Source organism: Paenibacillus sp. JJ1722, from assembly GCF_048282685.1.
GTDB classification, from domain to species: Bacteria; Bacillota; Bacilli; order Paenibacillales; family Paenibacillaceae; genus Paenibacillus; species Paenibacillus polymyxa_B.
This window is the reverse complement of sequence record NZ_CP182500.1, coordinates 5,268,549-5,291,023: the sequence shown is the minus strand read 5'-3', so window position 1 is coordinate 5,291,023 and position 22,475 is coordinate 5,268,549. Positions and strand designations below refer to the sequence as shown.

The 22,475-nt window shown below is 57.6% G+C and carries 4 protein-coding genes; all 4 read left to right on the top strand.

Annotated elements, in window-relative coordinates; translation table 11 throughout:
• Positions 1–272: 272 nt before the first annotated feature.
• The 4 genes from ACM1ND_RS23465 (at position 273) to ACM1ND_RS23450 (ending at position 22,248) form a co-directional block, all read left to right on the top strand.
• Positions 273–15,239, top strand: coding sequence for an amino acid adenylation domain-containing protein (locus ACM1ND_RS23465; RefSeq protein WP_418026611.1), 14,967 nt, complete (start codon positions 273–275; stop codon positions 15,237–15,239).
• Positions 15,240–15,393: 154 nt separating this feature from the next.
• On the top strand, positions 15,394–18,702 hold the full coding sequence (locus ACM1ND_RS23460) for an amino acid adenylation domain-containing protein (protein WP_310168857.1): 3,309 nt from the start codon (positions 15,394–15,396) through the stop codon (positions 18,700–18,702).
• The gene (locus ACM1ND_RS23455; protein ID WP_028542658.1) at positions 18,692–20,518 is read left to right on the top strand and encodes an ABC transporter ATP-binding protein; all 1,827 of its coding nucleotides are present in this window, start codon (positions 18,692–18,694) and stop codon (positions 20,516–20,518) included. Before ACM1ND_RS23460 ends, ACM1ND_RS23455 begins: the two co-directional genes overlap by 11 nt.
• Positions 20,515–22,248: an ABC transporter ATP-binding protein gene (locus ACM1ND_RS23450; RefSeq protein WP_028542659.1), complete on the top strand. Its 1,734-nt coding sequence runs from the start codon at positions 20,515–20,517 to the stop codon at positions 22,246–22,248. The genes ACM1ND_RS23455 and ACM1ND_RS23450 overlap by 4 nt, the downstream gene beginning before the upstream one ends.
• Positions 22,249–22,475: the final 227 nt, after the last annotated feature.

Genomic DNA, 22,475 nt, shown 5'->3' with positions numbered 1-22,475 from the left:
AACATCGATGGGTGGAACATCCCTTGTCCACCCCCAAATCTAATTCCGAACCCAATGTTAAACCAAAGCCCGTCTTCGGGCGGCTCGTCCGCAGCAAGCATATTGAAGCAGAGGAGCCGGAAGCAGTTGCATCTCTTGCGTAGAACGATGCTCTTTGTTGTCTTTCACGCATGGGAGCCGAGCGGGACAGCTGCTAGGCAGAGGATTGCCGCATGCGATCAAACGGGCAAGCGAAGCGGTGACCTGGCGAAAGCCATTGACATTGTTGTCACATGTTTGAAAAGGCGGGGAGCGAGGCTGAAGCGTTGCTGCGGCATATGCTCCGCCGGATTGCTTTTACCGATGAAGAGAGGGGAACGATCCAGATGGCTTTTGAAAAAGAAACGTTGTTTTGGAACGAAAAATTCGGTAGCGACGATTATACCTTGACGCCGCTGCCTTACAGCAAAGCTCCAAGCTCCCTGGCGCCCATTATGAAAACCGTGGGCGGTTCGCTTTCGGAAAAAGCGGCGCAGCGCGTCCTTCAAATGAGCAAGGGCGCTCCGCTGGCCGCTTTTATGATTTTGCTCGCCGGTGTTCAGTCACTCTTGCATAAATACACAGGCGCTTCTGACATTCTGGTCGGCATGCCGGTTGTACGGAAACCGACGGAGACGCGTCGATCCGTTAATCATACGGTCATTTTGAAAAACTCGCTTTCGGCGGGTGCGACTTTTAAAACGCTTCTGAGCGAGCTGAGGACTTCCTTGCCGGAAGCGATTCAGCATCAACATATTCCGTTCTTGAAAATGACGGAGAAGCTGGACCTGCAATATGCAGACGGTATACCCGTCATCCATACGCTAGTATCCCTTAAGGAGCTGCATCTGGACGAAATCGGGCAAAATGTGGTCACGGATTGTTCCTTTGAATTCAGCTTAACCGACGGGACGATACAGCTAGCGCTGTCATATAACGAGCACTTATATGACTCCGAGTTTATGACTCGGGTCGTCGGCCATCTGAATCGCCTGCTGGCCGTGGGGCTTCACGAGTTGGAGCTGGACATCGTGCGGGCGGACATGCTGTCGGAAGACGAGAAATTTCAATTGCTGCAAAGCTTTAACGATACCGAGAAGGACTATCCCCGTGATCGGACGATTCATCAGCTCGTGGAGGAGCAGGCGAAGCGGGTGCCCGAAGCGACGGCGGTTGTCTTTGAGGGGCGGCGGCTTTCGTACGCGGAGCTGAACGAACGGGCGAACCGGCTGGCGCGGACGTTGCGATCGGTCGGCGTGCTGCCCAATCAGCTGGTAGGCTTGATGGTCAGGAGATCGCTGGAGACGGTCGTTGGCATTCTGGCGGTTCTGAAAGCTGGCGGTGCCTACGTGCCGATCGACCCGGAATACCCGGAAGAACGCATCCGCTACATTCTGGAGAACTCGAATGCGCAGCTGCTGCTGACTCAACGGCACCTGCTGCAGCAGGTGCCGTTCGAAGGGACCGTGGTGGCGCTGGATGACGAGCAGGCCTACAGCGACGATGGCTCGAACCTGGAGCCGGCCAGCGGTCCGAACGATCTGGCTTATGTCATCTATACGTCAGGTACGACGGGCAATCCCAAAGGGGTCATGCTGGAGCATCGCGGTTTGGTCAGCTTGAAGCTGATGTTCGCGGACAGGCTGGGCATCACGGAGCATGACCGGATCGTTCAATTCGCCAGCCTGTCGTTCGACGCGTCCTGCTGGGAAGTGTTCAAAGCGCTCTATTTTGGCGCGGCTTTGTACATCCCGACGGCCGAGACGATTCTCGACAACCGCCTGTTCGAGAGTTATATGAACGAGCATGCGATTACGGCGGCGATTTTGCCTCCGACGTACAGTGCTTATTTGAACCCGGACCGCCTTCCCAGCTTAACGAAGCTCGTAACGGGAGGCTCGGCGGTATCGGCCGAATTCGTGCAGCAGTGGAAACGCAAGGTCCACTATTTCAATGCTTACGGCCCTACCGAAGCTTCGATTGTTACGACGCTTTGGGATGCGGATGAGGAGCAGCCGGAGGGCAGAGTCATTCCGATCGGGCGCCCGCTGGCCAATCACCGGATTTTTATTTTGGATGCCCACCTGCAGCTTGTGCCTCCGGGAGTGGACGGCGAGCTGTGCGTGGCAGGCGTGGGGCTTGCGAGAGGTTACCTGAACCATCCGGAGCTGACGGCAGAGAAGTTCGTGGAACATCCGTTTGCGCCGGGAGAACGCCTTTACCGGACGGGAGATCTCGCCCGCTGGCTGCCAGACGGAAATATTGAGTACTTGGGCCGGATCGACCATCAGGTGAAAATCCGTGGATTCCGGATCGAGATCGGCGAGATTGAAGAGCAGCTTCTGAAGATCGACTCCGTGCAGGAGACGATCGTAATCGCGCGGGAAGGCAAAAGCGGGCAAGAACTGTGCGCTTACCTGGTCGCGGGGCGCCCGCTTACGCTCGGCGAGCTAAGAAGCGCGCTGGCGCAAAAATTGCCGAATTACATGATTCCGGCGCATTTTGTTCAGCTTCCGCAGATGCCGCTCACGCCGAACGACAAAATCGACCGGAAGGCTTTGCCCGCTCCGGAAGGAAACGCGCTGACCGGCGGCGCGTACGTAGCTCCCCGCAATGAAGCCGAGCGGACGCTTGCCGATGTGTGGCAGGCGGTATTGAACGCCGATCGCGTTGGGGTAACGGATCATTTCTTCGAGCTGGGCGGAGACTCGATCAAGTCCATTCAAGTATCTTCGCGGCTTCATCAAGCCGGGTACAAGCTGGAAATCCGGGATTTGTTCAAATATCCGACTATTTCACAGCTCAGCCTGCATGTGAAACCGATCGGACGTACCATTGATCAAGGCGAAATAACGGGTGAAACGGTGCTGACGCCGATTCAGCATTGGTTTTTCGAGAGCTCCTTTGCGGACCCGCATCATTTCAACCAGTCGGTGATGCTGTACCGGAAGGAACGCTTCGACGAAGAGACGGTGCGTCAGGTGCTGCAAAAGCTGGCCGAGCATCATGACGCCTTGCGGATGGTGTTCCGCAAGACGGAACAAGGGTTTAGCGCGCGGAACCGCGCGATTCAGGACGGCGGGCTGTTCACGCTGGACGTGTTCGACTTCAAGGATGCGGAGAATACCGCGCAGGCTGTGGAAGCGAAGGCAACGGACATTCAAGCGGGCATCGATCTGGAGAACGGGCCCCTCGTGAAGGCGGGACTGTTCCGGTGCGCGGACGGCGATCATTTGCTGCTCGCGGTTCATCATGCCGTGGTGGACGGCGTGTCTTGGCGCATTTTGATGGAGGATTTCGCTCTGGGTTACGAGCAGGCCGGCAAAAGCGAGGAAATTCGTTTCTCGGCGAAAACGGATGCGTATCGCACTTGGTCCGAGCAGCTGGCCGCTTACGCGCAAAGCCCGGAGATGGCGAAGGAACGGGCCTATTGGCAGGCCGTGGAACAAATTGCGGTTCCGGCCGTGCCGAAGGATCTGGAGGCGGACGTTACGACGCAGCAGGACAGCGAATCGCTGTTCGTCCGTTTGACTCCCGAAGAAACGGAGCTGCTGCTGAAGCGGGTTCACCGGGCCTACAACACCGAAATGAACGATATTTTGGTAACGGCGCTCGGCATAGCCGTTCGCAAGTGGACGGGACACGAACGGGTGCGGATCAATCTCGAAGGACACGGACGCGAATCGATCGGAACGGATATCGACATCACGCGCACAGTCGGCTGGTTTACGACCAAGTTTCCGGTCGTCCTGGAGCCAGAAACCGACCGGGATTTGGCCTATCAGATTAAACAGGTCAAGGAAAGCTTGCGCCGCATTCCGAACAAGGGGCTTGGGTACGGCGTATGCCGCTATCTCTCCAAATCGGAGGATGGCTTTGTTTGGGGCGCAGAGCCGGAAATTAATTTTAACTACCTCGGCCAGTTCGACGATGATGTCAATCAGGACGAGATCGGCATATCTTCTTATTCCAGCGGCAGCCCGGCCAGCGACCGGCAGGCCCGCAGCTTTGTGCTGGATATCAACGGCATGGTGCTGGACGGCACTTTATTGCTCGATCTCAGCTACAGCCGGAAGCAGTATCGCAAGGAAACGATGGAAGCCTTCGCTCAGCGGCTTGAGCAAAGTCTCCGAGAGCTCATTACCCACTGCGCAGGCAAAGAAAACACCGAATTGACGCCGAGCGACGTGCAATTTAAAGGCTTGACCATCGCGGAATTGGAGCAAATCGCCCAGCGCTCGGGGCATCTCGGGGAAATCGAAAATATTTACTCGCTTACGCCGATGCAGAAGGGCATGTGGTTCCACAGCGCGCTTGACCGGCAAACTGCCGCTTACTTCGAGCAGACGCGGTTTACGATGCGGGGAGCGCTCGACGTCCAGCTTTTCGAGAGGAGCTGGATGGAGCTTGCGAAACGTCATCTGGTGCTGCGGGCGAATTTTGTGAAAGGACCGGCGGGCGAGCCGCTGCAAATCATATACCGCGACAAGCCGGTCGGCTTTGAATATGAAGAGCTGCTTCATTTGCAGGTGGACGAGAAACAAGCGTATTTGGATAAAAAGGCCGAGGATGACAAGCTTCGCGGCTTCGACCTGGAACATGACGCGCTCGTTCGGGTTACGATCCTGCGCACCGAAGAGCAAAGCTATCATGTGCTGTGGAGTTTCCAGCATATTTTGATGGACGGCTGGTGCCTGGCGCAGCTGACGCAGGAGCTGTTTGAGACGTACTCGACCTTGGCATCCGGCAAGCAGCCAGCGGGAGATAAGGGATCGGATTATGGCGCCTATATCGAATGGTTGGAGAAACAGGACGATCAGGCGGCATCCGGCTATTGGACGGCATTCCTGTCAGGTTATGAAGGGCAAACCGTACTCCCGGGACAAAAGGAAGCGGCGTCGAACGGCAGATTTACGGCAGATCACGTCACCGCCGAGCTGGGTAAGGACTTGAGCGAGCGGATGGACCGGGTGGCGAAACAGCGCCTGGTTACGGTCAATACGCTGCTGCAAGCCGCGTGGGGCGTGATGCTGCAAAAATATAACGGAACAAACGATGCCGTATTCGGCAGCGTCGTGGCCGGAAGACCGGTGGAAATACCGGGCATCGAGTCCATGATCGGGCTGTTCATCAATACGGTGCCGGTCCGCGTCACGAGCGAAGCCGACACCGTGTTCGCCGATATGATGGCGAATCTCCAAGAGCGTGCGCTGGAGTCCGGGCGATATGATTACTATCCGCTGTATGAAATTCAAGCCCGCAGCGTGCAAAAGCAGAACCTGATCAACCATATCATCGCTTTCGAGAACTATCCGGTGGACGAGCAGATGGAGCAGGCGGGCGACCAGCAGCACGGCGACCTGACGATCGCTGACGTTCAGATGGAGGAGCAGACGAACTATAACTTCAACGTGACCGTGGTGCCGGGAGCCGAGATCGAAATTCGGTTCGACTTTAACGCCGAAGTGTTCGATAAAGACAGCATCGAGCGGCTCAAGGGGCATCTCGTCCATCTGCTGGAGCAAGTGACGGATAACCCGGAAATTACCGTGGGCGAGCTGGAACTAGTGACGGAGGCGGAAAAGGCCGACCTTCTCGGACGTTTTAACGACACCACCACGGAATTTCCGCGCGGGAAGACGCTCGTTCAATTGTTCGAAGAGCAGGCGGAGCTTTACCCGGACAACGTGGCCGCCGTCATGAACGAGCGGCAGCTGACCTACCGCGAGCTGAACGAGCGATCCAACCGCCTTGCGCGGAAGCTGCGGGAGACGGGAGTAGAAGCGGACCAGCTGGTAGCGATTCTGGCCGAACGCTCGCTCGATATGGTTGTCGGCATTCTGGCGATTCTCAAAGCGGGCGGAGCCTACGTGCCTGTCGATCCCGACTACCCGGAGGAGCGCATCCGCTTCATGATCGAGGATTCGGGCGCGCCGTTATTGCTAATTCAAAAGCATCTGCACGAGAAGACCAACTTCGCAGGAACGCGCCTCGAATTGGACGATTTCGTTTGGGGCGACAGAGGGGCGGACTCCGCCGATGCGCTGGACGCTTCGAACCTGGAGCCGATTTCCGGGCCGGATAACCTGGCTTATGTCATCTACACGTCGGGAACGACCGGCAGACCGAAAGGAACGCTGATCGAGCATAAGAACGTCGTGCGGCTCCTGTTCAACGACAAGAACCTGTTCGACTTCGGGCCGTCCGACACGTGGACGCTGTTCCACTCGTTCTGCTTCGATTTCTCCGTCTGGGAAATGTACGGAGCGCTGCTGTACGGAGGCAAGCTGGTCATCGTACCGCCGCTCACGGCGAAAAATCCGGCCGATTTCCTGGCGCTGCTGGGCCGCGAACAGGTTACCATTTTGAACCAGACACCAACGTACTTCTACCAGCTGCTGCGTGAGGTCTTGACGGATCATCCATACGATCTGCGGATTCGCAATGTGATCTTTGGGGGCGAAGCGCTGAGTCCGCTGCTGCTCAAGGGCTTCAAGACGAAGTACCCGGAGACGAAGCTGATCAATATGTACGGCATTACCGAGACGACGGTTCACGTGACGTATAAGGAAATCACATGGGTCGAAATGGAGGCGGCGAAGAGCAATATCGGCAAGCCGATCCCGACGCTGAGGGTGTACGTCCTGGATGAAAACCGCCGCCCAGTGCCGATCGGCGTAGCGGGCGAAATGTACGTGGCCGGGGAAGGCCTTGCGAGAGGATACCTGAACCGTCCGGATCTGACGGCGGAGAAGTTCGTCGATTCCCCGTTTGCGGAGGGGGAGAAACTGTACCGCTCGGGCGACTTGGCGGCTTGGCTGCCGGACGGCAACATCGAATACCTGGGCCGGATCGACCACCAGGTCAAAATCCGCGGGTACCGGATCGAGCTGGACGAAATCGAGACGCAGCTGCTGAACGTCGAGGGCGTGGAAGAAGCGGTGGTGCTTGCCCGTCAGGACGGCGGGGGCGAGAAGGCGCTTGTCGCCTACTTTGTGGCGGACCGGACACTGACGGTCAGCGAAATGAGAACCTCGCTGGCCCAGGGAATGCCGGGGTACATGATCCCGTCGTACTTCGTGCAGTTGGAGCGTATGCCGCTGACGACCAACGGCAAAGTGGACCGCAAAGCGCTGCCGGAGCCGCAAGGCGGCATACAAACGGGCGTCGAATACGTAGCGCCGCGTAACCGGACGGAGTCCCAGCTTGTGAAGATCTGGGAGGAAGTGCTGGGCTACTCTGGCATTGGAGTCCTGGACAATTTCTTCGAGCTCGGAGGTCACTCCTTGCGGGCGACGAACCTTGTCAGCAAGATTCAGAAGGAAATGAACGTCGAGCTGCCTCTGCGCGACGTATTCCGCTACTCGACGATCGAAGAGATGGCTCTTGCCATCTCCCGGATCGGAGAGCAGTCGTTCTCGTCGATTCCGCTGACAGGCGCAAGAGCATATTATCCGCTTTCCTCAGTTCAGAAGCGGCTGTTTATCCTGAATCAGCTGGAAGGGGCCGATCAGAGCTACAACATGCCGAGCGTGCTGCTGCTGGAAGGATCGATTGACCGGAGCCTGCTGGAGAAGGCTTTCCGCGGACTGATCGCACGGCACGAAACACTGCGAACCAGCTTTGAGATCGTACAAGGCGAAGCAATACAGCGCATTTACGAGAGCGTCGACTTTGCCGTCGAGTACCGTCATGCGAGCGAGGAAGAAGCGCCTGAAGTCGTGCAGGACTTTATCCGGCCTTTCGACTTGGCGAAGCCTCCGCTGCTGCGGGCGGAGCTCGTAGAGCTGGCAGCCGAACGTTATTTGCTGATGTTCGACATGCACCATATCGTCTCCGACGGGGTTTCGATGGACGTGTTAGTCGAGGAACTCGTTCGTCTGTACGGCGGCGAGTCATTAGAGCCTTTGCGCATTCAATACAAGGACTATGCGGTATGGCAGCAGTCGGACGAGCAAAAAGTGCAGTTGAAACGCGAGGAAGCTTACTGGCTGGACCGTTACCGGGGCGAGCTGCCGGTTCTGGAAATGCCGACGGACTATCCGCGTCCTGCCGTGCAGAGCTTTGAGGGACAAACGCTGACGTCCTTCGTGGACGAGGCAACGAACGAAGGCTTGAAGCAGCTGGCCGCTCAAAGAGGAACGACGCTGTATATGGTGCTGCTTGCGGCATATACCGTGCTTTTGCATAAATACACAGGTCAGGACGATTTGATCGTCGGAACGTCGATTGCGGGCAGAACGCACGGAGACACGCAGCCTTTGATCGGAATGTTCGTCAATACGCTGGCGCTCCGCAATTATCCGGCTTCGGAGAAGACCTTCCTGTCGTATCTGGAAGAAGTGAAAGAAACGACCTTAGGCGCTTACGAGCATCAGAATTATCCGTTCGAAGAGCTCGTCGATAAAGTGCAGGTTAGCCGGGATTTGAGCCGCAACCCGCTGTTTGACACGATGTTCTCCCTGCAAAACTTGGAGGATAAAGAGTTTGAGCTGGAAGGGCTGAAATTGTCCCCGTACCCTAGCGAATACGGCACGGCCAAGTTCGACCTGAGTGTGGATGTTACGGAAGAAAACGGCGGCCTGGAGTGCAGCTTTGAATTCGCAACGGCTCTTTATAAAGAAAGCACGATCCGGCGGCTGTCGACTCATTTCGGACATTTGCTTGCGGCGATCGTAAGCCGTCCGGATGCGAAGATTGCCGAGCTGAACTTGTTGACGGAAGAGGAAAAAGAGCAAATTCTCGGCGCGTTTAACCGGGCGCAGCCGGAAGCGGCTCCTGTGGCAGCGTTCCACCGGCTGTTCGAGGAACAGGCGGAGCGCACGCCGGAAGAGGCGGCCGTCGTGTACGAGAACGAGCGGCTGACGTATGCGGAGCTGAACGAGCGGGCGAACCGCTTGGCGGCCACGCTGCGCGCAAGCGGCATCGGCCGGGAGACGATCGTCGGCATTCTCGCCGAGCGTTCGGTGAACTTGCTGGTGGCCGTGCTGGCCGTCTGGAAAGCGGGTGGGGCGTATGTGCCGCTCGACCCGGATTATCCGGCGGACCGCGTGCGGTTCATGCTTGAAGACAGCGGAACGAAGGTACTGCTGACGCAAACGCCGCTGCGAGAGCGTGCCGAAGCCTGGCTCGGCGAAGAGGAGCTGGCGCTGGCGGCGGTGCTGTACCTCGACGACGAAGCGTCGTACAGCGAGGAGCGGGCGAATGCGCCGATTGGCTCCGGCATGGTCTCCGGCAAGCTGACGGATGCTGTGGACGACGGCGGTGAGAGCCATCAGAATGTTGGCACCGACAGCTTCCATGAAGCCCGTCCAGAGGACCTGGCGTACGTGATCTATACGTCGGGAACGACGGGCAAGCCGAAGGGCGTGATGATCGAGCACCGCAGCCTGGTGAACACGGCGGCGGGCTACCGGCGGGAATACCGGTTGAATCAGTTCCCGGTGCGGCTGCTGCAGCTCGCAAGCTTCTCGTTCGACGTGTTCGTGGGAGATATCGCGCGGACGCTGTACAACGGAGGCACGATGGTGATTGTGCCGAAGGACGACCGGATCGATCCGTCTCGTCTGCACCACTGGATGGAGCGGGAGCGGGTCACCATCTTCGAATCGACGCCGGCGCTGATCGTGCCGTTCCTGGAGTACGTGCACGAGCAGCAACTGGATATGAGCGGGATGGAGCTGTTGATCACGAGCTCGGACAGCTGCAGCGTGGCGGATTACCGGACCTTGCAGGAACGCTTCGGCTCGTTGTTCCGGATCATCAACGCATACGGCGTGACAGAAGCGGCGATCGACTCCAGCTTCTACGACGAGGAGCTGGCGAAGCTGCCGCAGACAGGCCATGTGCCGATCGGCAAAGCGTGGCTGAATGCGAAATTCTACATCGTGGACGCGCATCTGAACCCGGTGCCGGTCGGGGTGCTGGGCGAGCTGGTCATCGGCGGAGTCGGAGTGGCGCGCGGGTACTTGAACCGTCCGGAGCTGACGGAAGAGAAGTTCGTAGACAGCCCATTCGCCGCGGGCGAGCGGCTGTACCGCACAGGAGACTTGGCGCGGTGGATGGAAGACGGCAACGTGGACTTCATCGGCCGGATCGACAACCAGGCGAAAATCCGGGGTTACCGGATCGAGACGGGCGAGATCGAGTCGCAGCTGCTGCGGGTGGAAGGCGTGCGCGAAGCGGTGGTGCTGGTTCGAAGTGACGCGAACGGGCAGAAGGCGCTATGCGCGTATTACACGCCGGATACCGGAGCGGAGCTGGCGGTGAACGATTTGCGCAGCGCGCTGGCGCAGGAGCTGCCGGGCTACATGATCCCGTCGTACTTCGTGGAGCTGGAGCGCCTGCCTCTGACGCCGAACGGAAAGATTGACCGGAAGGCGCTGCCGGCGCCGGAAGGGGAAGCGGGAAGCGGAACGGAGTACGTCGCACCGCGCAATGAGCTGGAAACGAAGCTGGCGGCGATTTGGCAGGAGGTGCTGGGGCTTGCGAAGGAGATTGGCGTTCACGACAACTTCTTCGACATCGGCGGCCACTCCCTGCGGGCGACGACGCTGGTCAGCAAGATTCATAAAGAGTTGAACGTGGATCTGCCGCTGCGTGACGTGTTCCGCCATTCCATGATCGAGAGCATGGCATCCGCCATTTCCCGGCTGGATGAGCAGACATTCGTTGCCATTCCGGTGGCGGATGACCGGGAGGTGTACCCGCAATCTTTTGCTCAAAAACGTCTCTTTATCCTGAATCAACTGGAAGGCGCGGAGCTTAGCTACAACATGCCGGAAGCGATGCTGCTGGAGGGTGCTTTGGATCGGACAAGGTTCGAAGAAGCGTTCCGTAAGCTCGTGGCGCGGCATGAAATGCTGCGCACCGGGTTCGAAATGGTGGATGGCGAAGCATCGCAGCGGTTATACCATGACGTGAATTTTGCTGTGGAGTTCTATCGAGTGGATGAGCAAGAGGCCGAAGAGACGGTTCGCCGTTTCGTCCGTCCGTTTGACTTGGCGAAGCCTCCGCTGCTGAGGGTAGGCCTTGTCGAGCTGGCTCCGGAACGCCATATTCTAATGTACGACATGCATCATATTATTTCCGACGGCGTCTCGATGGAAATCTTTGTTGAAGAATTCGTCCGCTTGTACGGCGGCGAGCAATTGGAGCCTCTGCGCGTTCAGTACAAAGACTACACCGTTTGGCAGCATTCGCAGGAGCAGAAGGAACGGCTTCAGCGTCAGGAGGCGTACTGGCTGGACATGTTCCAAGGCGAGCTTCCGGTGCTGGAAATGCCGACCGACTATCCGCGTCCGGCCGTGCAGAGCTACGAAGGCCAAACGCTGGAGTTTTTCTTCGACGCTTCGAAAACCGACGGCCTGAAGCAGCTGGCCTCGGAAACGGGCACAACGCTGTTTATGGTGCTGCTTGCGGCGTATAACGTCCTTCTGCATAAATATTCAGGTCAGGAAGACGTGATCGTCGGTACGCCGATTGCCGGAAGGAATCATGGGGATGTGCAGCCGTTGATCGGGATTTTCTTAAACACGCTGGCTATCCGCAGTTATCCGGCTTCGGAGAAGACATTCCTGTCATACCTGAACGAAGTCAAAGAAACGACCCTCCACGCCTTCGAGCATCAAAACTATCCGTTCGAAGAATTGGTGGACAAGGTGCAAGTCACCCGTGATTTAAGCCGCAATCCGCTCTTCGACACGCTGTTTACGATGCAGAATACGGAGGACGAGGAATTTGAGCTGGAAGGGCTTCGCCTGATTCCTTATCCGAGCGCACTGGATACCGCGAAGTTTGATATCAGCTTGGATGTGGGCGAGGAGAACGGCGGCTTGGATTACAGCTTCGAATATGCGACGGCTCTCTACAAAAGGGAGACGATCGAACGGCTGGCGAAACATTACGAGCAGCTGCTCGTAACGATCGTAAGCCGTCCAGATGCGAAGATCGCCGAGCTGAACTTGCTGACGGCAGAGGAAAAAGAACAAATTCTCGGCGCGTTCAACCCAGCGCAGCCGGAAGCGGCTCCTGTGGCCGCGTTCCACCGGCTGTTCGAGGAACAGGCGGAGCGCACGCCGGAAGCGGAGGCCGTCGTGTACGAGAACGACCGGCTTACGTATGCGGAGCTGAACGAGCGGGCGAACCGTTTGGCGGCCACGCTGCGCGCAAGCGGCATCGGCCGGGAGACGATCGTCGGCATTCTCGCCGAGCGTTCGGTGGACTTGCTGGTGGCCGTGCTGGCCGTCTGGAAATCGGGCGGGGCGTATGTGCCGCTCGACCCGGATTATCCGGCAGACCGCGTGCGGTTCATGCTTGAAGACAGCGGAGCGAAGGTGCTGCTGACGCAAACGGCGCTGCGAGAGCGTGCCGAAGCCTGGTTCGGCGAAGAGGAGCTGGCGCTGGCGGCGGTGCTGTACCTCGACGACGAAGCGTCGTACAGCGACGAGCGGGCGAATGCGCCGCTGGAAGCGGATGATCACTTGCACGAATGCCGTCCGGAGGACCTGGCGTACGTGATCTACACGTCGGGAACGACGGGCAAGCCGAAGGGCGTGATGATCGAGCACCGCAGCCTGGTGAACACGGCGGCGGGCTACCGGCGGGAATACCGGTTGGACCAGTTCCCGGTGCGGCTGCTGCAGCTCGCAAGCTTCTCGTTTGACGTGTTCGTGGGAGATATCGCGCGGACGCTGTATAACGGAGGCACGATGGTGATTGTGCCGAAGGACGATCGGATCGATCCGTCTCGTCTGCACTACTGGATTGAGCGGGAGCGGGTCACAATCTTCGAATCGACGCCGGCGCTGATCGTGCCGTTCCTGGAGTACGTGCACGAGCAGCAACTGGACATGAGCCGGGTGGAGCTGTTGATCACGAGCTCGGACAGCTGCAGCGTGGCGGATTACCGGACCTTGCAGGAACGCTTCGGCTCGTTGTTCCGGATCATCAACGCATACGGCGTGACGGAAGCGGCGATCGACTCAAGCTTCTACGACGAGCCGCTGACGAAGCTGCCGCAGACAGGCCATGTGCCGATCGGCAAAGCGTGGCTGAATGCGAAATTCTACATCGTGGACGCGTATCTGAACCCGGTGCCGGTCGGGGTGCTGGGCGAGCTGGTCATCGGCGGAGTCGGGGTGGCGCGCGGGTACTTGAACCGTCCGGAGCTGACGGAAGAGAAGTTCGTAGACAGCCCGTTCGCCGCGGGCGAGCGGCTGTACCGCACAGGAGACTTGGCGCGGTGGATGGAGGACGGGAACGTGGACTTCATCGGCCGGATCGACAACCAGGCGAAAATCCGGGGCTACCGGATTGAGACGGGCGAGATCGAGTCGCAGCTGCTGCGGGTGGAAGGCGTGCGCGAAGCGGTGGTGCTGGTTCGAAGTGACGCGAACGGGCAGAAGGCGCTATGCGCGTATTACACGCCGGATGCCGGAGCGGAGCTGGCAGTGAACGATCTGCGCGGCGCGCTGGCGCAGGAGCTGCCGGGCTACATGATCCCGTCGTACTTCGTGGAGCTGGAGCGCCTGCCTCTGACGCCGAACGGAAAGATTGACCGGAAGGCGCTGCCGGCGCCGGAAGGGGAAGCGGGAAGCGGAACGGAGTACGTCGCACCGCGCAATGAGCTGGAAACGAAGCTGGCGGCGATTTGGCAGGAGGTGCTGGGGCTTGCGAAGGAGATTGGCGTTCACGACAACTTCTTTGACATCGGCGGCCACTCCCTGCGAGCGACGACGCTGGCGGGCAAGGTATTTAAGGAATTAAACGTCAACCTGCCGCTGCGCGACGTATTCCGTCACTCGACGATTGCGGCGATGGCCGAGGCGATCGCCCGGATGGAACGGCGGGAGCATGAGGCCATTCCTCAAGCGGAGGAGAGAGAGTACTACCCTCTGTCCTCCGCGCAGAAACGGCTGTTCATTCAGCACACGCTGGATGGAGCGGATCAGCTTTACAACATGCCGGAGCTGGTGCAGGTGGAAGGCGAGTTTGATTTAGACCGGTTGGAAGCCGCCTTGCGGAAATTGATAACACGGCATGAATCGTTGCGCACCGGTTTTGAAATCGTGAAGGGCGAAGCGGTTCAGCGGATTTACCCGCAGGTCGATTTTGCTATCGAGCATCATCAAGCGGATAAAGAAGATGCGGTTCAAATCGAGCAGATCGTCCGCAGCTTCGTTCGTCCGTTTGATCTCGGCAAGCCGCCGCTGCTGCGAGCCGGGGTCATCGAGCTGGAGTCGAACCTGCATATTCTCCTTTTCGACATGCACCATATGGTGTCCGACGGCGTATCGATGGCGATTGTGATCGATGAGTTCTCAAGTTTCTACGCCGGGGAAGAACTGCCGCCACTGCGCATTCAATACAAGGATTATGCCGTTTGGCAGCAGTCGAAGGCCCACCGAGAGCGGATCGGGCGGCAGGAAGCGTACTGGCTGCAAACCTTCGAAGGCGAGCTGCCGACGGCGGACCTGCCGATGGACTACGAACGGTCTGCGGCTCGCAGCTACGAAGGCGCGCATCTGGAGTTCGACGTCGAAGCTTCTCTCTCTGCGCGGCTGCGCAAATTGGCGGCCGAGCGTGAAAGCACGCTGTTCATGGTGCTGCTTGCGGCTTATACCGTGCTGCTGTCCAAGTACAGCGGGCAGGAGGACTTGGTCGTGGGCACCCCGGTGGCGGGAAGAACGAACGCCGATTTGGAATCGGTCATCGGGATGTTTGTCAATACGCTGGCGATCCGCAATCGTCCGTCGGGCGACAAAACGTTCTTGTCCTACCTGGAAGAAGTGAAGGAAACGGCTTTGGGTGCTTTCGAGAACCAGGATTATCCATTCGAGGAGCTCGTGGAGCGTTTGAATGTGAAGCGGGAGCCGGGCCGCTTCCCGCTGTTCGATGCCGTTTTCGACTTGCAAAATATCGAAGAACGAGACGCCGAGCTGGAAGGGGTCAGCCTGAAGACTTACGAGCTTGACCATTTGGAAGAAGCGAAGTTCGATCTGACGCTGTTTATGTATGAAAACAACGGGGCGCTGAGCGGGGGCCTTTTCTACGCCACCAAGCTGTTCAAAGAAGCGATGATCCGCACCTTGACCGAGGATTACCTGCGGGTACTGTCTCAAATTGCGGAAAATCCACAACTCGAGCTAAGTCGGATTGAATGTCATAAACCGGCGGCAGGCGCAAAGAGTGCCGTCGATACGATCGAATTCGCGTTCTAATCCTACAAGCGCGCCTCCGCCGTCAAGCGAAAGCGGCGCGCATCCCAAGGAAGACGGCGAACAACGTCCAAGCCCGTAAACGCGCAGGCCGAAAGCAAGCTTTTTCGGACCTGCGCCAGGGCATGCGGTCACTTCATTTTTAGGGGAGGTACAAATGAAATCTTTGTTTGAAAAGGAAGAACGGTACTGGAGCGGCAAGTTTGATGCCGATGACAGCCTGAGCTTCCTTCCCTACAGTCAATCCTCCAAATTATCCGCCGACGGGGAAGCTGCGGCCGAGCCGGGCTTGCTTCACCGTACTCTGCCGAGCGAACTCTCGGAGAGAATCATTTGCCTCGCCAACGGTTCGAATTTGGCTTTGTACATGATTGTTTTGGCAGGAGTAAAAAGCCTGCTGTTCAAATATACCGGGCGGGACCAAGTGCTGGTCGGCATGCCTTCTTATAGCGCAGACCCCGACGGGACTCCGCCGCCGCATGACATCTTGGTGATCAAGACGTCCGTAAGCCGCCAGACGACGCTGAGAACGCTGCTCGGGGGCATCAAAGCCTCCATCGGCGAGGCGCTGGAGCATCAGCACCTGCCTTTTCGGAAAATGGTGGAGCCGCTCCATCTGGACTATACGGGGGACGGCCTCCCGGTCGTCAACACCGTCGCATCCTTCGCCCCGATTCATCCGGAACCGCTGGTTAACCGGGTGGCGGCTGATACGGTTTTTCGCTTCGACCGCCAAAACCACTCCATCGAGCTGGAAATAAGCTTTGACGGGCAGCGGTACGAGCGGGCATTTGTGGAACAGGCGGCCGACCATCTTGTTCGGCTGCTGTCCGTGCTTTTATTTCAGCCGGATCTGGAGCTCGGACAAGCCGATGTGCTGTCCCCAGACGAGAGGGAGACGCTGCTGAAGCGATTTAATGACACCGAAACCGGGTTCGAGCGGGGGAAAACGATTTACGGCTTGTTCGAAGAACAGGCGGAGCTTTACCCGGACAACGTGGCCGCCGTCATGAACGAGCGGCAGCTGACCTACCGCGAGCTGAACGAGCGATCCAACCGCCTTGCGCGGAAGCTGCGGGAGACGGGAGTAGAAGCGGACCAGCTGGTAGCGATTCTGGCCGAACGATCGCTCGATATGGTTGTCGGCATTCTGGCGATTCTCAAAGCGGGCGGAGCCTACGTGCCTGTCGATCCCGACTACCCGGAGGAGCGCATCCGCTTCATGATCGAGGATTCGGGCGCGCCGTTATTGCTGATTCAAAAGCATCTGCACGAGAAGACCGACTTCGCAGGAACGCGCCTCGAATTGGACGATTTCGTTTGGGGCGACAGAGGGGCGGACGCCGCCGATGCGCTGGACGCTTCGAACCTGGAGCCGATTTCCGGGCCGGGCAACCTGGCATATGTCATCTACACGTCGGGAACGACCGGCAGACCGAAAGGAACGCTGATCGAGCATAAGAACGTCGTGCGGCTCCTGTTCAACGACAAGAACCTGTTCGACTTCGGGCCGTCCGACACGTGGACGCTGTTCCACTCGTTCTGCTTCGATTTCTCCGTCTGGGAAATGTACGGAGCGCTGCTGAACGGAGGCAAGCTGGTCATCGTACCGCCGCTCACGGCGAAAAATCCGGTCGATTTCCTGGCGCTGCTGGGCCGCGAACAGGTCACGATTTTGAACCAGACGCCAACGTACTTCTACCAGCTGCTGCGTAAGGTCTTGGCGGACCATCCGTACGATCTGCGGATTCGCAACGTCATCTTCGGGGGCGAAGCGCTCAGTCCGCTGCTGCTCAAGGGCTTCAAAACGAAGTACCCGGAGACGAAGCTGATCAATATGTACGGCATTACCGAGACGACGGTTCACGTGACGTATAAGGAAATCACGTGGGTCGAAATGGAGGCGGCGAAGAGCAATATCGGCAAGCCGATCCCGACGCTGAGGGTGTACGTCCTGGATGAAAACCACCGCCCTGTGCCGATCGGCGTAGCGGGCGAAATGTACGTGGCCGGGGAAGGGCTTGCGAGAGGATACCTGAACCGTCCAGATCTGACGGCGGAGAAGTTCGTCGATTCCCCGTTTGCGGAGGGGGAGAAACTGTACCGCTCGGGCGACTTGGCGACTTGGCTGCCGGACGGCAACATCGAATACCTGGGACGGATCGACCACCAGGTCAAAATCCGCGGGTACCGGATCGAGCTGGACGAAATCGAGACGCAACTGCTGAAGATCGCCGCCGTGCAAGAAGCCAAGGTGCTCGACTGCGACGACGCGAACGGCCAAAAGCAGCTTGTCGCTTACTATGTCGCGGAAACGAGGCTGGCGGCGCATGAACTCAAGGAGGAGCTCGCCAAGCAGCTTCCGGGGTATATGATTCCTTCGTACCTCGTGCAGCTTTCGGGGATGCCGCTGACCCCGAACGGGAAAATCGACCGCAAAGCGCTGCCCGCGCCGGAGGAAGCCGCGGTCGGAGGAGCGGAATATGTCGCGCCGAGAACGCTGCTTGAAATGAAGATCGCCCGCGTCTGGCAGGATACGCTTGGCGTTCCGCAGGTCGGCGTAAAGGATAACTTTTTTGAGTTGGGTGGCAATTCGTTAAGTCTGATGAGGCTCGTTCAAGCCGTTTATGATGAAACGGGATTTGAGATACCGCTGAACCGCCAATTCCATAATGTAACAGTTGAAGCCATGGCTTTCGGAGAGGGGGATCTCGGCCTGGATAAAGGAGGAGACTCCTTCATTAAGCTGAATAAAGCAGGAGATCTGAACGTGTTCTGCTTCCCTCCGGGCAGCGGCTTCGGCATCGGTTATCGAGAGCTCGCAAGCAGGCTCGACGGCCGGTTCGTGCTCTACGGCATTGATTTTATCGACGATGCCGTCGATTACAAGGCCATGCTGAACCGTTATGTGGACGAGATCGTCCGCATCCAGCCGGAAGGACCTTACGTGCTGCTCGGCTACTGCTTCGGAGGCAACCTGACGTTCGAGGTAGCCAAAACGATGGAGAAAAGAGGGTATTCCGTAACGGACGTGCTCATGGTGGACTCGTGGATTAAGGACGCGCTGACGCCTTCCGAAACGTCGGAGAAAGAGCTTGAAGAAATGCTTGCTGATTTCGACGAAGAAGAGAAGGAATTAATGAGCAACCCGCTCGTGCGGGAGCGGGTTCATCGGAAGGTCAAAGCGACCTTGGCGTACGAAGCGCAGCTTATTAATTCCGGCACGATCCCGGCCCGGATTTACGAACTGATTGCGAAGGACAGCGAAGCGTTCCGCTTGAAGTACCAATTGCCTTCCTGGCGGGGGGCAACGACGCAAGCTTATGCCGATTACCGGCTGGAGGGCGCGCACGAGGAATTGCTGGAACTCGCGCGCGTGGAAGAAACGGCCGTCGTCATCCGGGACATCTTAGAGCAAGTCAAGCGGCAAATCGAAGCGGAGGCCGGGGTACTGCATGGAAGCTGACCGACAGCCGTCTGTTCTAGAACAAGGCACAGCGGCGTCTTCCAGGCGCCAAACCGCTTACGCCGCCTGGAAAGCGTTCCGCTGGCTGATGTCCTATGTAAGCCGTCACAAAGGCTGGATGATCGTCGGTATCTTGTCCGCGATTGCCGCCGCCGTTATTGAGGTATGGACGGGAAGTTTGATCGAGCAGCTGACCACCCAGGCCGAGAAGGGGGCGGGGCCAGTCGTTCTGCAAATCGTGTACACGGTCTTTGTGGTCATCTTGATCGGTGTGCCGGCGAAGTTTTTCATGAGCTTCGGCGTGGAGCGAAGCAGCGCCTCTGCGGTGCAGGATATCCGCAATCATGTCATGCGTCATATCGGCAAACTCCCGGTCTCCTATTTGGAAAAGCAGCATTCCGGCGACGTGTTGTCGCGGGTCAACAACGACCTGCAGCTCATCCAGCAGTTTATGGTTCGGGACTTCGCCCAGTGGTTTTATCATCCGCTTTTGTTCATCGGCTGTTTCGCTTATTTGATCTACCTCCAATGGGAGCTGATGTTGTACAGCCTGCTGTTATTTCCCTTAGCGCTGCTGGTTTCCCAATGGATCGGCAAGCAGTTGGAGCGGTTAACGGAGGAAGCCCAGGTGAACATGGGCCGAATGAACGTCAACCTCCAGGATACGCTTGGGGGTATGCCTATTGTAAAAAGCTATCTGCTATCCGGCATGTTATCTCGCTCCTACCAAGTGCTGCTGCAATTGACGGCTCAAAAAAAGCTGGCCGTGAAAAAGCGGGAAGCCTGGGTCAACCCGCTGCTTTCCACGCTGATGATCAGCCCGATCATTTTCGCCGTCAGTTACGGAAGCTATTTGATCTACAACGGGCAGCTAGGTGCGGGAGAGCTGATTGCCTTCCTGTACTTGCTGAATCTGTGTCTGGAGCCGCTGGAGCATATTCCCGAGCTCATCACGCGGACGTTCGAAATGTCCGGTGCCCTGAGAAGGGTCTCCGAAATCGTCGAGCAGCCGACCGAAACGGAAAATGGCCGTTCGCTTCCGAAAGCAAGCGCCGCCCCCATCGAGTTTCAGAACGTAACCTTCGGGTATGAGGAGAACTCCCCGATTCTGCGGAATGTCAGCTTCTCAGTGCCGGAAGGAAAGACGATCGGGCTTGTCGGAGCGAGCGGCGGAGGGAAGAGCACGGTGTTTAAGCTTGTATGCGGCTTTTATCCACTTCCGGAGGACCAGGGAGAAATCCGCGTGTTCGGCAGCCTGATCCACGGCGCCGATCCGGAGCAGCTTCGGTCGTATTTTTCCGTGGTAACCCAGGATTCATATTTGTTTAGCGGCACGATCGCCGAAAATATCGGCTACGGGCGGGAAGAAGCGTCGATGGACGAGATTATCGAAGCCGCCAAAGCCGCTCAGGCGCATTCCTTCATTATGCAGCTTCCTGGCGGCTATCAGACGTATGTCGGAGAGCGCGGAGGCTTTTTGTCCGGCGGGCAGCGCCAGCGCATTGCAATGGCCCGGGCTTTTCTGAAGGATGCTCCCGTTCTGCTGCTGGACGAGCCAACGTCGGCTCTTGATCCGGAGTCGGAAAGCGCGGTTCAGGAAGCGCTTAACATATTGCTGAAGCAGAGAACGACGATGGTTATTGCCCACCGGCTTTCCACAGTACAAAACGCCGACGAAATTTGGGTCATGGAACAAGGAAATATTGTGGAAAAGGGCACTCATGAACAATTGCTGGAGATGAAGGGACTGTACGCCCAGTCGTACTACCAGGAATTTACCAAGTCTGCCGAACGCAGGGAGGTGGCGTACACTTGAAAAAGGGCGGATGGCTCTCGCAAGTGAAAGAACTCTGCTACTTGCTGACGTTTATGAACGGCAAGCGCAAAACCCAGTACGCTATTGGCCTGGTCGTGACGGCGCTCTCCCAGACATTGTTCCTGATCGCCTTCAGCTTGGTCGTACAAAACTTGGTTGATTTCTCCGTGTCCCGAGATACGTCCCTGATGGTGGAAGCCTTTATTATTTTGGGCGTGTCCCTGTTCCTGGAAAATATAGTTTCTCCCTGGTTCATTTACTTATACCAGCGCAGTGTCGAGCTGACTGTGCTGAATATCCGCGAACGTCTTTATGACAAGCTGTGCCGGGTGCGGCCGAAATTTCTGGAGCAGACGCACCATGGGGACTTGCTGTCGCGAGTGAACAACGACGTAACGACCGTTGAGTTTACATTCTCGCAGGTTTACTTCGTTTTGCTGCTTCAAGTTGTCTTTTGCATCGGCTCCATTGTCTCCATGGTGTTGATCGATTGGCGTTTTGCCGGCGTATCCTTTGTCATTCTGCTGCTGTCCTCCGTGGTCAGCCTGAAATTTGCGCGGGATGTTCGCGTCTTGTCCGAACAAGGCTTGCAAACGCTCGGTAAAATGACCGAAAAATTCAAAGATTTTATGGGCGGCATTCAATTGGTGAAGCTGTTCCGCATCCGCACGATTTACGGCCAGTACGAGGCGTTGAACGAACAAATGACGCAGACGCTTCGGCAAACGGCGCAGAAGAACGGCATGCAGGCTGCGGTGAACCATTTTATCAGCTACGTCACGTTCTGCGGCATCATCGTCATCGGCAGTCTTCTTTATGCCTACGGATTGATGGGAATGGGAAGCGTCGCCGCCCTGGCGGTTCTGCAAGTGAATCTGACGCACGCCTTGTTGAACTTGGGGATGGTTCTGTCGATGATCCAAAATTCGCTCGCGGGCGCTCACCGGATTCAAGAGGTACTAAGAGAGGAAGAGGAACCGGAGCGTTTGGGATCTCCTCACAGCGAGCTCGTGTCGGAGGCTGCGGTGGAGTTTCGCGATGTGGAATTTTCCTATCAGGCGGATAAAAAGGTGCTTGTCGACATGTCCATGCAGGTGTTTCCCGGCCAGGTCGCCGCTATCGTGGGGGCCAGCGGCAGCGGAAAAAGTACGCTGATCAAGCTGCTGCTCGGCTTTTATCCTGTGGACAGCGGAGAAATCCTGCTCCAAGGCAAACCGTTCGGCCATTACACGCTGGACGAAATCCGCAGGCAGATTGCATACGTTCCGCAGGAGCCGTTCTTGTTTACCGGCACGATTGAGGAAAACATCCGCTACGGCAACCCGGATGCAACGGATGAAGAAGTGATCGAAGCGGCCAAAGCGGCGTACGCTCACCATTTCATTCAGGAACTTCCTGAACAGTATAAAACGCCGGTGGGAGAGAGAGGAGCGTCGTTGTCGGGCGGACAAAGGCAGCGAATTGCGATCGCCCGGGCGATTCTCAAAAACGCCCCGATTCTGCTGCTGGACGAAGCGACTTCCGCGCTGGATAACGAATCCCAGCATTGGGTACAGCAGGCCCTGAACGTATTGATGAAGGGGCGCACCACCATTCTGATCGCTCACCGTCTCAGCACCGTGGAACATGCGGATTTGATTACCGTCATGAACCAAGGGACGGTCGTCGAGCGGGGCCGCCATCAGGACCTGCTGGCGCTCGGGGGTTATTACGCCCGGCTGTACGGCTAGACCCGCTTTACGGCGGGCGGCTTCCTGCTTGCGAATGCGACAGAGTCTTTTAGTAATCCAAGGTATGACTTTATAACCGGTAGTTACCAGAAAACGTAGACACGAAAAAGGAGGAAGAGTCCGAAGGAGCCGTTCCGGGAATGGCCTGCGCGGTTCTTCTAAGAGTGACTAAGTGACATCTAGGTACAAAGCCTATCTATAAAGAATCTCTAAACCGGGAGTGTGTC